The 14,592-nt window shown below is 39.0% G+C and carries 20 protein-coding genes and 1 pseudogene; 12 read left to right on the top strand and 9 right to left on the bottom strand.

The window, feature by feature from the left end; genetic code table 11:
• Window positions 1-48: 48 nt before the first annotated feature.
• From HUK62_RS14450 to HUK62_RS14420, 7 genes are all read left to right on the top strand, one after another.
• Window positions 49-399, top strand: coding sequence for a DUF488 family protein (locus tag HUK62_RS14450; protein WP_176538207.1), 351 nt, complete (start codon window positions 49-51; stop codon window positions 397-399).
• A 180-nt stretch (window positions 400-579) separates the two neighbouring features.
• On the top strand, window positions 580-918 hold the full coding sequence (locus HUK62_RS14445; protein WP_004695225.1) for a zinc ribbon domain-containing protein YjdM: 339 nt from the start codon (window positions 580-582) through the stop codon (window positions 916-918).
• Window positions 919-1,059: 141 nt separating this feature from the next.
• The gene (locus tag HUK62_RS14440) at window positions 1,060-1,425 is read left to right on the top strand and encodes a 5-carboxymethyl-2-hydroxymuconate Delta-isomerase (protein WP_078389055.1); all 366 of its coding nucleotides are present in this window, start codon (window positions 1,060-1,062) and stop codon (window positions 1,423-1,425) included.
• A gap of 233 nt (window positions 1,426-1,658) precedes the next feature.
• Window positions 1,659-1,994 (top strand): YegP family protein, encoded by a 336-nt coding sequence (locus tag HUK62_RS14435; RefSeq protein ID WP_004695228.1) that lies wholly within the window; start codon window positions 1,659-1,661, stop codon window positions 1,992-1,994.
• A gap of 110 nt (window positions 1,995-2,104) precedes the next feature.
• On the top strand, window positions 2,105-2,551 hold the full coding sequence (locus HUK62_RS14430) for a nuclear transport factor 2 family protein (protein WP_176538206.1): 447 nt from the start codon (window positions 2,105-2,107) through the stop codon (window positions 2,549-2,551).
• Window positions 2,552-2,757: 206 nt separating this feature from the next.
• On the top strand, window positions 2,758-3,162 hold the full coding sequence (locus tag HUK62_RS14425) for an NUDIX domain-containing protein (RefSeq protein ID WP_176538205.1): 405 nt from the start codon (window positions 2,758-2,760) through the stop codon (window positions 3,160-3,162).
• A 38-nt stretch (window positions 3,163-3,200) separates the two neighbouring features.
• A complete protein-coding gene (locus HUK62_RS14420; protein WP_176538204.1) occupies window positions 3,201-4,256 on the top strand; it encodes a DUF1176 domain-containing protein in 1,056 nt (351 codons plus the stop codon).
• Here HUK62_RS14420 and HUK62_RS14415 read toward each other — a convergent pair.
• Window positions 4,253-5,188, bottom strand: a complete 936-nt coding sequence (locus HUK62_RS14415) for a tRNA-dihydrouridine synthase (RefSeq protein WP_176538203.1) — start codon at window positions 5,186-5,188, stop codon at window positions 4,253-4,255. The two genes, HUK62_RS14420 and HUK62_RS14415, sit on opposite strands and share 4 nt — an antisense overlap.
• A gap of 170 nt (window positions 5,189-5,358) precedes the next feature.
• Here HUK62_RS14415 and HUK62_RS14410 point away from each other — a divergent pair, with 170 nt between their 5' ends.
• Complete coding sequence (locus HUK62_RS14410) at window positions 5,359-5,757, top strand: Imm63 family immunity protein (RefSeq protein ID WP_120402731.1); 399 nt, start codon at window positions 5,359-5,361, stop codon at window positions 5,755-5,757.
• Between the two features lie 74 nt (window positions 5,758-5,831).
• Here the strand turns inward: HUK62_RS14410 and HUK62_RS14405 are convergent, their stop codons facing one another.
• The 4 genes from HUK62_RS14405 to HUK62_RS14390 all read right to left on the bottom strand — a co-directional run bounded on the left by HUK62_RS14405 (window position 5,832) and on the right by HUK62_RS14390 (window position 7,560).
• Window positions 5,832-6,212: a hypothetical protein gene (locus HUK62_RS14405; protein ID WP_176538202.1), complete on the bottom strand. Its 381-nt coding sequence runs from the start codon at window positions 6,210-6,212 to the stop codon at window positions 5,832-5,834.
• A 121-nt stretch (window positions 6,213-6,333) separates the two neighbouring features.
• Window positions 6,334-6,666, bottom strand: a complete 333-nt coding sequence (locus HUK62_RS14400; protein WP_004812232.1) for a type II toxin-antitoxin system HicB family antitoxin — start codon at window positions 6,664-6,666, stop codon at window positions 6,334-6,336.
• Entirely contained in the window at window positions 6,663-6,911 is a 249-nt protein-coding gene (locus tag HUK62_RS14395; RefSeq protein WP_004812233.1) for a type II toxin-antitoxin system HicA family toxin, read from the bottom strand. The genes HUK62_RS14400 and HUK62_RS14395 overlap by 4 nt, the downstream gene beginning before the upstream one ends.
• Before the next feature lie 106 nt (window positions 6,912-7,017).
• On the bottom strand, window positions 7,018-7,560 hold the full coding sequence (locus tag HUK62_RS14390) for a hypothetical protein (RefSeq protein ID WP_228723704.1): 543 nt from the start codon (window positions 7,558-7,560) through the stop codon (window positions 7,018-7,020).
• Window positions 7,561-7,830: 270 nt separating this feature from the next.
• Between HUK62_RS14390 and HUK62_RS14380 the strand changes: the two genes are divergently transcribed.
• Window positions 7,831-8,763 (top strand): IS5 family transposase, encoded by a 933-nt coding sequence (locus HUK62_RS14380; protein WP_176538201.1) that lies wholly within the window; start codon window positions 7,831-7,833, stop codon window positions 8,761-8,763.
• Window positions 8,764-8,770: 7 nt separating this feature from the next.
• On the opposite strand, the gene HUK62_RS14375 is transcribed toward HUK62_RS14380, so the two are convergent.
• On the bottom strand, window positions 8,771-9,496 hold the full coding sequence (locus HUK62_RS14375) for a hypothetical protein (RefSeq protein WP_176538200.1): 726 nt from the start codon (window positions 9,494-9,496) through the stop codon (window positions 8,771-8,773).
• Complete coding sequence (locus HUK62_RS14370) at window positions 9,493-9,804, bottom strand: hypothetical protein (protein ID WP_228723703.1); 312 nt, start codon at window positions 9,802-9,804, stop codon at window positions 9,493-9,495. The genes HUK62_RS14375 and HUK62_RS14370 overlap by 4 nt, the downstream gene beginning before the upstream one ends.
• A 76-nt stretch (window positions 9,805-9,880) precedes the next feature.
• Here HUK62_RS14370 and HUK62_RS14365 point away from each other — a divergent pair, with 76 nt between their 5' ends.
• Window positions 9,881-10,522 carry a hypothetical protein gene (locus tag HUK62_RS14365; protein WP_078426704.1) on the top strand — a complete coding sequence of 214 codons (642 nt, stop codon included), beginning with the start codon at window positions 9,881-9,883 and terminating at the stop codon, window positions 10,520-10,522.
• A 200-nt stretch (window positions 10,523-10,722) separates the two neighbouring features.
• On the opposite strand, the gene ccsA is transcribed toward HUK62_RS14365, so the two are convergent.
• Window positions 10,723-11,532 carry a cytochrome c biogenesis protein CcsA gene (gene ccsA / locus HUK62_RS14360; RefSeq protein WP_176538199.1) on the bottom strand — a complete coding sequence of 270 codons (810 nt, stop codon included), beginning with the start codon at window positions 11,530-11,532 and terminating at the stop codon, window positions 10,723-10,725.
• A gap of 138 nt (window positions 11,533-11,670) precedes the next feature.
• Between ccsA and ffh the strand changes: the two genes are divergently transcribed.
• Window positions 11,671-13,077 carry a signal recognition particle protein gene (gene ffh, locus HUK62_RS14355; protein WP_004695248.1) on the top strand — a complete coding sequence of 469 codons (1,407 nt, stop codon included), beginning with the start codon at window positions 11,671-11,673 and terminating at the stop codon, window positions 13,075-13,077.
• A gap of 179 nt (window positions 13,078-13,256) precedes the next feature.
• A pseudogene (locus tag HUK62_RS14350) lies at window positions 13,257-13,856 on the top strand (alpha/beta hydrolase).
• On the opposite strand, the gene HUK62_RS14345 reads toward HUK62_RS14350, so the two are convergent.
• Window positions 13,847-14,578, bottom strand: coding sequence for a type III pantothenate kinase (locus HUK62_RS14345; RefSeq protein WP_010327402.1), 732 nt, complete (start codon window positions 14,576-14,578; stop codon window positions 13,847-13,849). The pseudogene HUK62_RS14350 and the gene HUK62_RS14345 sit on opposite strands and share 10 nt — an antisense overlap.
• Window positions 14,579-14,592 lie beyond the last annotated feature (14 nt).

Below are 14,592 nucleotides of genomic sequence, written 5' to 3'. Positions count from 1 at the left end.
TCGTTGAACAATAGAATAAGTTGCACAATAGATTAAAAGGAGTTTTGCATGCCAATACGCATGAAGCGAATTTATGCGCCTGTCGAGGCAGAGGATGGCAAACGGATTTTAGTTGATCGGCTATGGCCTCGAGGGGTCTCAAAACTTGAGGCCAAAATAGATGAATGGCCAAAAATTCTCACACCATCCAATGAACTAAGGAAATGGTACCACCAAGACATGGTGGCACATTGGGATGAGTTTAAAGTCCGTTATATGAAAGAACTGGAAGCACATCCCGCCGAGTTGAATGATTTGCGCCAATTGGCGGTGCAAGAGCAGATCACGTTACTCACCGCAGCCAAAGAAGAACAGCATAACCATGTGGTGATTCTGAAGCAGTGCTTGGAACAAAAATAAGCGTTGGAGTGATGCCATTACACTTAAAACTTATATTTCCCTAAGCATTATTTTATCAATCCCGTGACAAGGCTAAAGCCTTAAAATAAATAGGTGATTCGCATCGTTTTCGTCTGAAAAATGCTATATTGGCGTTTTGAGCAATGTGAATTGCTTATTTTTTTTATTTTTGAGGTTTTTATGTCTTTACCCAACTGCCCAAAATGCCAGTCCGAATATACCTATGAAGATGGTGACTTGCTGATCTGCCCTGAATGTTCAAATGAATGGAAAGAGGGAGAAGCAACTGAAGAAGTGGTAGCAATCAAAGATGCCAACGGCAATTTACTTGCTGACGGTGACACGGTAACGGTGATTAAAGATTTAAAAATTAAAGGTTCGTCATCGGTGGTGAAAGTCGGAACCAAAGTGAAAAATATTCGTTTACTGCCAGATGCCGCAGATGGTCATGACATTGACTGTAAGATTGACGGTGTCGGTGCGATGAAACTGAAATCTGAGTATGTGAAAAAAGCCTAATCCGCTGAGTTTGCAGCTTGAGATTAAAACGGAGTCAATTAGACTCCGTTTTTGTTTTTTCAGCCATTCTAAAAAGACATTTAAACGTTGAAACACCAGCACAGCATGCTATAAAGATAAAAATCTGTTGAAGAATACGCTATGCCACATATCCACCTTGAATATTCAGACAATATCGACACCCTTGAAGTTAAGCCGATTTTATTGGCGTTAAACCAAGCTTTGCTAGATGGTCAGTTTGTACAATCGGGCAATGACATCAAAAGTCGTGCCATTCGACAGTCCGATTTTGTGATTGGGGTAGATGGCGATGCACAGGCTTATTTGCATGCCAAAGTGTCCTTATTAAGCGGACGAGATGAAGCCACCAAGTGTGCCATTTCGAGCCAATTGCTTAAAACTTTGCAGCAAAACTTTACAGCCCCTCAGGATTTAACGGTACAAATTTGTGTAGAAATTATTGAAATGCCAAAAAGCAGTTATAGCAAATTGGTATTAAAAGCATAAAATTAGGAAGAGTGCCAAACCGTTTATTGGGCCGATACTGCGTGTCATTTAAACGGTTTGTGGCTGTCATGCGTTATTCATATAGCGCTGTTATTTTAAAAAAATAAAATTTGGGCTGGTAGTAAATGCACTTTTTTTTATAAAAGAAGTCATTTATATTTTATGAAATTGGATGTTTTTTTATTCAGTTTTGGTGGATCTACAATCACTTTAAAATAACAATAGGTGAGCTTATGTCAGGATGGTACGAAGTAAGTCAGGCAAATGATGGCCAATATCGCTTTGTTTTAAAAGCGGGAAATGGCGAGGTCATTTTGACCAGTGAACTGTATAAAGCAAAAGCGTCAGCACATAATGGAATTGAGTCGGTGCAAAAAAATAGCCCCGATGATACGCGTTATGAACGCTTAGAAGCCAAAAATGGCAAACCTTATTTTAACTTAAAGGCTGCCAATCATCAGATTATTGGTACCAGTCAGTTTTATGCCAGTGAGCAATCCAGAGATAAGGGCATTGAATCGGTGAAAAACAATGGTTCAAGTACCACGATTAAGGATTTGACGACTTAAGATCAGATTACATATTTTGCTTGTTTTAAGAATTAAAGAAAACCGCGTGTTTGCTATGGATGGCGCACGCGTTTTTTTATGCGGTTTGATTTGTAGTGTGGGAGTGCGATGTGGATTTTCGATTAGTTGGAGATGAGCATGCAGGGCATGAAATTATCTTCAGACTCAAACAATGGGATGATGCCATTTGTAAAATGGATGTACAAAATATCATTCGTCTTTGTCAGAGTGATGTCAGCTTGTTTGATATTGGGTTTGAGCTGCAAGGTGTGCAAGCCTATCAAGAATTGTGGAGACGATATGCCCCATTTTTTCAGGGGGAAATCAAAGTGTTTAGGCGTAACATCAATATTTTTAGTCGTGACGGTTTAGCTTTTTTACATTGTTATTCTAAACTGGATCATGCCAGTGGTGTTGCAACTCCAGAGATTCCTTGGTGCAGAATCACCCTATGTTTTCAAAAAACGGCAGGTGAGTGGTTGGTTGCCCATCAGCATATTTCGGTGCCTGTGGACTTTGAAACTAAAATGTCAAAGCCGATTTATTTTCCAGACTGAGTTCGACTAAAGCTTTGGCTTGGGCACAGATCGAGCCACCTCAGTTTTAGTGAGTTATGTTTTAATGACAACATGAACAACATGAACAACATGAACAACATGAACAACATGAACAACATGAACAACATGAACAACATGAACAACATGAACAACATGAACAACATGAACAACATGAACAACATGAACAACTTAAGAATAAGGTATATATGGCATTTCAAGACTTTTACCGACTGAGTTCTCATGCGGTGCTAACCAATGCTGTAGGGCAGGTTTTATTACTGAAAGCCAATTATGCCGATCAGGCTTGGGGGCTGCCCGGTGGAGCCTTGGATATGGGAGAAACCATTCATCAGGCTTTGCTGCGTGAGTGCCAAGAAGAACTCGGTTGTCAGGTTCAGATCGATTATTTGTCGGGCGTGTATTTTCATTCGGCAGTGACCTCACATGCCTTTATTTTTAGATGCCATTTGGCTGCATCTGCTGAGATCAGGCTCAGTGATGAACATACGGCCTATGCTTGGTTTGATTTAGATCAGCTGTCGAAAATACAACGGATTCGCGTTGAAGATTGTTTAAATTATACAGGTATCGTGCAAAGCCGAAGTTTTTGAGTGCAAGATTATATTCCTCTAAAGTGGAGTGAGTGCATATGTTGAATAATAAGATCATAAAACGAAATAGTCCCATTATTGGTGTGTTGCTGATGAGTGCCTTGAGCCAGTTGACTCATGCTGAAACGGGTAACTATTTTATGCATAAAGACTGGGAGCTTGCCTGTGATAATACGGGTATGTGCCGCGCGGTAGGGTATCAAAGTGATGCTCAGTTTGGTCATCCAGTTTCATTACTGATTTCTCGTCCGGCAGGTGCAGGCAGTGCGGTGCTCAGCCAAATTCAAGTGGCTGAGGAGTTTACGCAGGATACTGAAGCCAGTTTAAATGTAGGAGGAACATCTCTGGGGAGCCTGACCATCGATGCCAAGAAAAGTACTGCGAAACTGTCCAGTGCTCAAAGTGCGCTGTTGTTAAAGGCTTTGGTGGGCGCAGAAGATATTCGTCTCACGACTCAAGCACAGCAATGGCAAATTTCAACCGCTGGGGCAAATGCTGTTTTGCTCAAAATGGATGATATACAAAAACGTGTAAATACACCGAACGCGGTATATCAAAAAGGCAATCAGTCTGAGCAAAATGTTTTACAACCCAAAGCCATCCCCAAAATTGGTATTACGGGATATCGACCTACGGTTGCCAGTCATTTTGCCGTGGACAGTAAAAATGCCCATCAACTCTTTAAAAAGTTAAAAGTGAAAACAGATGAACAAGACTGTCCAAATCTATATGAAGCACGGTTTTTTGAGGAAGATCGGGTTTCAGTCTATCCGCTGAATGCGGAACAAGTGGTGGTTCAAGTGCCATGCTGGCGTGGGGCGTACAATGAAGGTCTAGGTTATTGGGTTATGGACAAAGCATTACAAAAGATTCAGCAGCAAGTCACCACATCAGGCTCAAGTTTTAGTGAGGCGCAAATTTTCTCAGAACAAAAAGGGCGGGGTATCGCTGACTGTGGTATTCGTTCCGAGTGGGCTTGGAATGGAAAGGCTTTTGTCCTCAGTTATCAGGCACAATCGCAGCAATGTAAAGGCTTTACAGGTGGTGCGTGGAACTTACCCACTTATGTCGCGATCGTTGCGCGAACGGATTAAGTCGCGCTTGCGTTTAGTTTAAGAATAATGTCATCCAGCGGCTTGATACGTTTGACTTCATCCCAGAGGGCTTTGGCTTCAGGATAGTGTTTAGACATCATGCCCAACCATTGCTTATAGCGTCCGACCATATTCATTTCTTTCTTATACCCGCCGTTTAAGAAACGGATTTGTAAAGTCAATAGCTCATTCCATGTCAGCAGAGGCGTATCGATATTTTGACGAATACACTGGGTCAAATCGGGTGTGGTCACGGCACCACGTCCAATCATCAAATCTTCACAGCCAGACTCTAAGCGACACTGTTTCGCGTCTGCATTGTTCCAAATTTCGCCATTGGCAATCACATTGATTTTCAATGCTTCACGAATCGGGCGGAGCTGATCCCAAAAAGCGGGTGGGGTATAACCATCGGCTTTGGTACGTGCATGAACCGTAACCCATGCTGCACCTGCATCTTCAATGGCATGAGCATTGTCCAACATAAAATGTCGGTCCATATAACCTAAGCGCATTTTCGCAGAAACAGGAATGTGTGCAGGAACCACATCACGTACTGCTTTGACCAGTTCATGTACCACTTCTGGCTCATCTAAAAGCACAGAGCCACCACGATGACGGTTCACGGTTTTGGCTGGACAGCCAAAGTTCATATCAATGGCGGGCGCACCGAGTTTCACTGCACGGATGGCATTGGCAGCCAACATTTCAGGGTCATTGCCCAAAAACTGCACATGCACGGGTGTTCCTGCCGCCGTTTTTCCGCCATTGAGTAATTCTGGGCAATACTGGTGGTAAATATGATCGGGTAAGACCGAATTGGTCACACGGATAAACTCGGTCACACACCAGTCGAAGCTACCTACAGACGTGAGCACATCACGCATGATTGGGTCGGTTAAGCCTTCCATTGGTGCAAGAATGAGTTTCACAGCGGTGTCACCAGTCAAATAGAAAAACGGTGTTATACGTTTTTTTAGTGGGGATGTCTAGAAAAAGGTCTTTGAAATCTTGTAGAGTGATAGAGGCTTGAGTACTTATATTTCGTATAAGAGATTTTATGTTAAATAGATATTAAGAACATTTGGAGAATCAAAGAATAATGCTTACATTTTTAGAAATTCAACGTAAGGTTGATCAAATTTGTGAAAAAATTGGGCTGGAAAAAAAAAGAGTTTGGCCCGCAGTTCAGAATGATGGAGCTCCATATGTATTAATCCATGAAAATAAATATTGGTATATTTCTGAAGAAAGAGGAGAAGTTTTTTTTGAAAAAACAACTAAGGATTTTGAAGAGTTGCTTTATTGGATAATGGATAATTTTATATCTAGCTATTCGTTTGAGTTTGAACTTAAGAATAGAACTAGAGGACAAGATTCCCGTCGACTCGCTTTTTCAAAACAAATTGAACTTTTTGGTTTAATCAGTGATCAATGGAAAGTAAAAAAAGAAAATGAGATAAAAAAAGTATTGGAAACAGCTCCTTTTAGAGATGTTTGATTTATAAATATTTATTTTCAAGAGAATTAAAATATCTATGGAATTTCGCATAACAGCCATTATGTTAAATGGAATCAATCTCTCTCCTCAAAGTCAGCATTAATTCTATCGATAGTCCATTTTACTGTATTGTTATCTAAGTAAAAAAAATCTCTATTTAAAATATCATCTTCAAAAATTAAGCCATTAACATCTATCTTCCCTTCTTTTAAATATCCAATAATTTCATATCTTAGACTATTATCTATTTGCTTAATTTGATGGGGATAATGTATTTTCTCAATAAGGTAATCATCAAAAATAGTAGCTTCTAAATCTATAAGGTAATTTTTTTTGAGATCAATACATGAGGGTATTGAAGAACTAAATACCTCTAGAATTTCATTACGAACCTTAATTTTTAGAATGAATTCGAGATCCTCATTACATTCTATGATTTGAGCTATATATTTCACTTCGATTAAGTTTTCCTAAAATTAACATAATACACCTTATACGAAACTAAAAATGGGAGCTTTAAGCTCCCATTTTTGCTGAGTTTTTCAATTTTTAGGTAGTAGCCTAGGCTTCAATAAATTACGCACCTAAACGCATTAACTTTTCTTGAATCGCATCACTGACAAAGGCATTTAGAGAATTACTTGATGCTAAAACTGCCTTACGGTGCAATTCAGGGCTAATACGGACATTAAAAGTGCCTTTGAATGGTTGATCAGGAGATTTTCCTAGTTCAGCACATGATTCTAAATAGCCGTCTACAGATTCCTGAAAAGCTTTCTCAAGGGCTTTTAAAGTTTCCGCTTCATAGGTGATAAGATCACGAATAAAAGCAAGTTTTCCAAATAACTCACCTGTTTCAAGATCAGGCTCAATTGTTCCGAGATAACCCTTGTATTTTAAATAGCTCATAAAAATCCCTCCTGCTTGAGTGCCTGTTTTACAGCTTTCAATGCCCCACCTTTGATTTCATTTTCAGGGTGTGGTCTATGCAGTAAAATCATATGTTCAGTTTTTTCATTAAAAAACCGAACACGAGAGCCTGCCATTTCAAATTTTTCATAGCCGAGCTGGCTCAGTAAAACGACTAAATCTTTATATGGAAACGTATTTTTTGAATTTCCAAATTTTTCCAATAACTTTTCCGTTTTACCCATATTTTAGCCCTACTCAGTTACGACTAAGTATAGTCCCTTGAAATTAAAAAATGCAACTAAATTTAGTTGCATTTCATATAATCGCCATTATGTTAAATAGAGATGGCTAAAAGATATTTTTCCACCACTGATTGGCTGTTTTCTGTTTTTCTTCGTTTATTATTTTATTAATTTCTGCATCCATTATAGGTTTGAATTTTTTATTTATTTTTTCTAAAACCTGATTGAGATCATCTCGACTCCACACATGAAATAATCCCATTGTAGCTCCCATAGCTTCTATGATCGTTTGATGTACTTCTTCATTGTCATAGCCTTTTAATTTTTTACTCAACATATCAATAACTAAATCAGTCAAATTAGGCTGTAGGTCATTATAAAAATCTATTGTTGTAAGATCTTCTAAATTATCATCTTGTATAGTCCACTTTGGTACTGGTAAGTCAAAACTATCAAAGATAATACTCACTCTTATGATGTCTTCATAGTGCATAATTCTTTGAGTGCCATTGAATCGAATCTCTATTATTTTTTCATCATCCCATGTTAGCTCTTTAGTCAAATAAGGTTTAGAATTTTCATTATTTTTGTTTCTACGGCTAAAAAGATTAAATAACATTATTTCACCTCTTATTAAAATAAAGCCCATTGAGTAAATGCTTCTAACTCCTCATCAAAAGCATCAACTAATAGATAAGCACTAACTCCGCCAATTGCCCCACCAATGATAACTCCAACAGTAGAACATATAGGCGAGCCTGGGCCACATATCAGACCTGCTGTAGCACCACCAGCAGCACCTCCTGCGATTCCTCCACCAATGGTAATTCCTTGTCTATATGTTTCTTTTTCTTTATTTTCAGCAGGCTTTGTTGCACAAACCTATCTGTAAAGGCTTTTTTAGCGATATAATTTTCAAATGAAGAAGCCTACACACAAAATCTACCGCACAACCAATTGGCCCGCATATAACCGAGCACTCATGAATCGCGGAAATATTGCCATTTGGTTTGATCCTGCTACGCAATGGTATGCGCCATCAAAAGGCAAACAAGGGCGAAATCAAACCTACTCCGACGCAGCCATCCAATGCTGCTTAATGATTAAATCCTTATTCCGTCTGTCTTTACGTATGGTTACTGGCTTTGTGCAAAGTCTGATTAAACTTTGCGGATTAAATTGGATAGCTCCAGATTACACCACGCTTTGTAGAAGACAAAAGCATATTGATATTGTAATCAGCTACCAAAAAAGTAGCGATGGGCTGCATCTACTCATGGACTCTACAGGCATGAAGTTTCTAGGTGAGGGCGAATGGAAACGCAAGAAACATGGACCTGAATATCGTCGCCAATGGCGTAAACTTCATATTGGTATAGATGCTAAAACCCTGCAAATACGAGCAGTTCAGCTTACAACCAATAATGTCAGTGATTCACAGGTGCTTGGTGATTTACTTAATCAGATTCCACAAGATGAGCGGATTGACTCTGTTTATACCGATGGAGCTTATGACACCAAGCAATGCCGTCAGGTCATTGCAGATCGGCAAGCGCATGCGGTGATTCCACCTAGAAAAAATGCGAAACCATGGAAAGATACAAAGAGTAGCTCGCTAGAGCGAAATGAATTACTTCGAACAATTAAACGTTTAGGCAGGACGCTATGGAAAAAATGGTCAGGCTATCATCGGCGAAGTTTGGTTGAAACTAAGATGCACTGCATCAAATTATTAGGCGATAAATTAATGGCAAGAAGCTTTCCTAGTCAGGTGAATGAAATTCATGCTCGTGTAGCGGTCTTAAATATATTTACAGAATTAGGCAGACCTCATACCCAAGTTACGCCTTAAATTTGACTCAATTAGGGGCGCTTTGCATTTCAAATCTTTGTGCAACAAAGCCGTCTATAGCTGCTCGATTTGATTTTAAAGCATTAAATTTATTAGGATCGTTTATTTCCATTGCATAATACTCAAGAATTTGCTCTAAAGTTTTCCCCAAAGCTTTTTCTTTTTGTGAAACAGCTAACCCTATGGCAGAGTTTTTCTTTCGAGTAGCGTCTAAAATTTGATTTCTTAAGTCGGTTGCTTCTAAAGCTGCATCTTTAACAGAAATACTTCCTTTTTTCACAGCTTCAAGATAACCATCACTCATTTTTTTAATTTCACGCATATATGCTGCACGTAAGTTAGCATCATGAATTAAAAAATTATTACCAAAATAAACGGCTGTTCCATTCAAGTTATCAAGAGCAACTTCTAATTCATTTTTGACTTTCACAGGAACTTTGTTTGATTCAGATTTTTGGGTTGTTCCTGTTGTGGATTTTAACGTAAAAGTGGATTTGTTAAATTCACCATTTTCTAATGCAGGGACATGTACTCTCGCAAGCTTTGAATTATTTAAAAATAATTCTACAAAAATTAGATCTAACTTATTGCAATTATAGACTTTTGTGCAACCATTAGAGTCAATTTTACCACCATAATTTTGCTTAGTTGTTGTATTTGCAAAGGTGTAACTTAATTTAGATAAAATATCTTTATTATCACAAAAGACTTTTAAACGAGCCGTATAAGTCATTCGTCTTGCTCCGCTACGTCCGCATCATATTTATGTACCATGATGGTATATTTTTCTTCTTTATCATTCGATGTAATTCTTACGATCCCATCTTTAGGAACATCACCTGTACGAACATTTCCTTTAGAATCAATAAGGCTAAAAGTTGGTGCACTTTCTAATAATTCATTACTAATCTTGTGCCTAACATCAAACTCTAAGATATATGCACCATCATGTGGGGTTGGTAAAAATGGAATATCGTTTATGATCTGCTGACCTGATAAAAATTGATGTTGTCCAGCTTTTACTTCAAATTTTCCACCCATTGGGTTCAACCTTTTTAATAAGTTTTATTTTATGGTTTGATTATACAATTCTATTTTTCGAAAACTCCATCACAGCATGACATTAACTGTTGCTATAAACATTGATGATTACATTATTCTTACTGGTGATCATCGACTAACGATAGAGTGCGAGCCGTTTACAGGCTTGCCTGCAAGAACAGTTGTGGATGACTATAAAAAAATTAAGTATTGGAAATATGGTGCAATCACTGTTTCAGGTGATGTTTTACTGATGTATTACTTTCATGAAGTATTAGAGTTTTATGCGAAACAGAATAATTGGGATTTTTTACAGGTAGCTCAAGTAGCTAGAGCTATGTATTTGAATGATGATAAACCTGAACAGCATGCAACAGGAACAGCTTTTTTCTCTCTCTTTACATTAGGAAAAGTGGAAATTATTCATCTTTCAATTAAAAAAAATTATATTGAATATGAAACAATTAAACCTATGCATGCTCATTTTTCTTTATTTGAAGGAACACCTGACGATCCAATTTATCAGCTTTTTGTAAATTCTCTACGGAAAATAGATAGCTTTTTAAATTTTGAAGATTTTTATAATTATCATACTGAATTGTTAAGGTTTTTTTATACAAGGCAAAAACGTATTGATGATTCTATAACATCATCCTTTGATTTATTTATTCAAAATACAAAAACAGGGCAAGGATTTATGCAAACCATAGAGAATTAATGCTTATCTTTCCTAAAATTAACATAATACACCTTATACGAAATGCACTGCATAAGTTATGTGAAATCAATAGATTATTGATCAACTAAAAAGCCCAGTTTATACAAACTGGGCTTTTCTATTGAATTATTACGTTTCACGCATGATATTTACGTAAAGCTCCACATTTTTTTAATTAGTAAAACGAAACAAAAAAGATTTCACCTACCTAAAATCATTTCCAATACAAACTTAGATCCGATAAAACCGACAGCCAACAAGAAGAATCCAATTAAGGTAAAACGAATAGCCTTTTGACCGCGCCAACCAAAACGGTAATGTCCGATGAGCAGAGCCCCATACACAAACCAAGAAATAATACTAAAAGCGGTTTTATGTGCCAGATGTTGGGCAAAAAAGTTATCGATAGTAAAGAAACCAAACACCAACGCCACGGTTAGTAAAAGAAAACCCGTTTTAATCAAGTCAAACAGTAAAGACTCCATCGCTTGAAAAGAGGGCAGTAAGTTAACCCAAAAGCGTTTCTTCTGTTTGTTCTTTAACTCACGATCTTGGAACCATAAAATCACGGCTTGTATGGTCGCCATGAGTAGCACCGCATAGGCCGACAGCGATAAAATAATATGAATATCTAAACCCAATGAGCGCTGTTCAATAAATTGAGTGGACTGGCTAAAGGCAAAACCTAAAATGAGTCCTGTAGCGGCCACAGGAATGCCAATCAGGTTCAAAGCTAGAATTGGACGATAAGTGCTATAGAGTAGACTAAGTAACAGCATGAGCCCTGATGTAAATGACATTAAGACAAAAACGTCATAATTCACCCCCATCGGCGTGAGCATGTCATGGTACAAAACAGTCGCATGCAGTAATAAGCCTAAGCCTAAAATAACGCCAATAAACCAATGGTTTGGATCACGTTTAGCCATTAACTTGAGAAACAAATACCAAAAAGATGTGGTATAAGCGACTAATGCTAAGATGGTGTAAACCAAGGGCAGGCTAATCATGTCAAACCTTTTTCAGGATGATGAATATTCATTTATATAAATTCGGTGCGAACTACAGTATCCTATAGCATTCTATGCATAAATTTTCTATTTTAAGAAAGATTTTTTTGCAACTAGCAATTTTAAGCGGATTTTGCAATGTTTGATACCTTAACGGAACGACTCACGCAGAGTTTAAGAAATGTTACTGGCTCTGGGCAGCTAACCGAAGACAATATTAAAGATACCCTACGTGAAGTACGTATGGCACTTCTTGAAGCCGATGTTGCACTTCCTGTAACTCGTGAATTTATCGCGAAAGTTAAGGAAGAGGCGTTGGGTCAAGAAGTCATGACTCAATTATCGCCAGGCCAAGCATTTGTTAAAATCGTGCATGACGAATTGACAAAAATGATGGGCGAGGCAAATGAAAGCCTTGATCTTGCAGCAAAACCTCCTGTTGTAGTCCTACTCGCGGGCTTGCAAGGTGCAGGTAAAACAACAACGGCTGCAAAACTTGCTCGCTTCTTACAAGAACGCCAAAAGAAAAAAGTAGCGATGGTATCTGCCGACGTTTACCGTCCAGCAGCAATTAAACAGCTACAAACCGTTGCAGGTGAAGTTGGCGCGATTTTCTTTGAATCGAGTGCAGACGAAAAACCAATTACCATTGCAACGCGTGCAATTGAACAAGCCAAAATTCAGTTTGCGGATGTCTTGATTGTCGATACTGCAGGTCGTCTACACGTAGACGATGAAATGATGGACGAGATCAAAGAGCTTCATGCGGCGATTAAGCCAACTGAAACTTTGTTCGTGGTCGATGCAATGACCGGTCAGGATGCGGCAAATACAGCCAAAGCCTTCAATGATGCACTGCCATTAACGGGTGTGATTCTGACCAAAACTGATGGTGATGCACGTGGTGGTGCGGCGCTTTCAGTACGTGCAATCACAGGTAAGCCAATCAAATTCTTAGGTATGGGCGAAAAGCTCGATGCCTTAGAGCCATTCCATCCTGAACGTGTTGCACAGCGTATCTTGGGTATGGGTGACGTACTTTCTTTGGTCGAAGAGCTTGAACGTAAAGTCGACAAAGAAAAAGCCGAAAAAATGGCGAAAAAACTGCAAAAAGGCGGCAGCTTCAACTTTGAAGATATGCTAATGCAGTTTGAGCAAATGAATAAAATGGGCGGCATGATGGGCTTCTTGGATAAGTTGCCTGGCATGAGCAATGCAGGGATTCAAGATGCGTTGGCGCAAGCGAACCCTGAAAAGCAAGTGAAAAAGATGGAAGCGATTATCCAATCGATGACCATCAAAGAGCGTCGTAACCCAGACCTGATGAACCCAAGCCGTAAAAAGCGTATTGCAGCAGGCTGTGGTATGGATGTCGTCGAAGTCAATAAGTTGATTAAACAACATGCGCAAATGGCGAAAATGATGAAGAAATTTGCCAATCCATCGGGTATGGCAAAAATGATGAAATCATTAAGCGGTATGCAAAAACAGTTTGGTGGTGGCGGTGGAATGGGACCATTATTTGGTGGGAGCGATAAGAAGTAATCTGCTTCTAACTATTTCAGAAAAGGCGCGTTGAGCGCCTTTTTTTATGTTGTTTTGTGAGTCATGGAAAATATTATGTGTATTTTCAATACCCTCAATCAATAACAAAAACGCACTGTTTATGGCTTGAAAGTTGCGTAAAATTTATTCTTTTCAAACATTATAATAAGAAGTTGAAAATGAATGGATCAAAACAACATATCTATATTGTGCATGGCTATCAAGCATCGCCCAATGACCATTGGTTTCCGTGGCTAAGTCAAAAACTCAGTCAGATGGATCTGCATGCTGAAGTAAAACGTTTAGTGCTCCCGCATAGTGATGCACCACATTTCGAAGAATGGTAACAGGCTTTGGCCCTGCAAATGACCACTTTGGATGAAAACACCATCATCATTGCGCATAGTTTGGGGTGTCTAGCGACTTTACATTATCTCAGTAGTAAACTGCGTGAACGCCGAATCAAAGCAATTTTTTGTATTGCGGGCTTTAAAGCGGCGTTAAAAAGCTTACCTGAGTTAAGTGGCTTTATTGCGCAAGCAAAGTTGGACAGCGGTATACTCCACTCTCACATCGCTTCACGTGTGGTGATGTTTTCCAATAATGACCCCTATGTTCCACCGCCTTTGGCGCTTACCTTTGGGCACTTCTTGAGTGCAGAGGTACTGGAGGTGAAACGTGCAGGGCATTTTATGCGTGAAAATGGCTATGCTGAATTTGAGCTACTGCTTAATACCTTAAAACCCCTTTTACAGCAGCAGGCGGTGGCTCAGGGTTGATGCTGAATATAATATTGTAGCCCTTTAAGTAATAAATCATTTTCAATACGTGGTGCATACTCTGCCAAATAGCGTGCAAATACAGGCGCATCACCGCCAGTTAAAATCAGTTGGCGTGGAGACTGTTGCAAGACTTTTTCAATGGTGCTCACCAAGCCGAGCAAAATCCCATGATGCACTGCGTCGATGGTATTACGACCGGGCCCAAGTTCATCAAAAGCCGCATCTGGAATTTTAATGCCTTTGGTGTTTTGGATTAGCGAGTCTCGTTGTAAGTAGAGATTTGGTAAAATATAGCCGCCCAAATGCTGCAAACCATCCGCCAAGTCGATGGTCAGCGCCGTACCACAGCTAATTACACAATAGTTCTGCTCTGGATTGCGTGCGACGGCCAACACTTGCAGCCAACGGTCAATTCCGAGTTGTTCAGGCTGTTCGTAACCACACTGCAGGCCTGCATAGTTGGCCTGCACTTGGGCAAAGGTAATCGGTACATTTAAACTTTTTAAAAGTCTACGGATTCGGTCATTATTTTTTTTGTCCTGAACCGAAGAAACACCAATTTGTTGGATGTTTAAGTTTTTAAAATGCTGAATTAGACCTAAAAGCAAATCGGCAGGGGACTGTAAATGTAACTCAGCCCCTTGTTCCAAAATTTGATCTTCCTGCGTAATCCAATACTTCAGACGAGTATTACCAATATCTAACCATAAATTTTTCATGATGATGCTCAATC

The sequence above is a fragment of the Acinetobacter sp. NEB 394 genome (assembly GCF_013374795.1).
Taxonomy (GTDB): domain Bacteria; phylum Pseudomonadota; class Gammaproteobacteria; order Pseudomonadales; family Moraxellaceae; genus Acinetobacter; species Acinetobacter johnsonii.
Note: the sequence above shows the minus strand (reverse complement) of the source record. Positions and strands in the feature narration are given on the sequence as shown.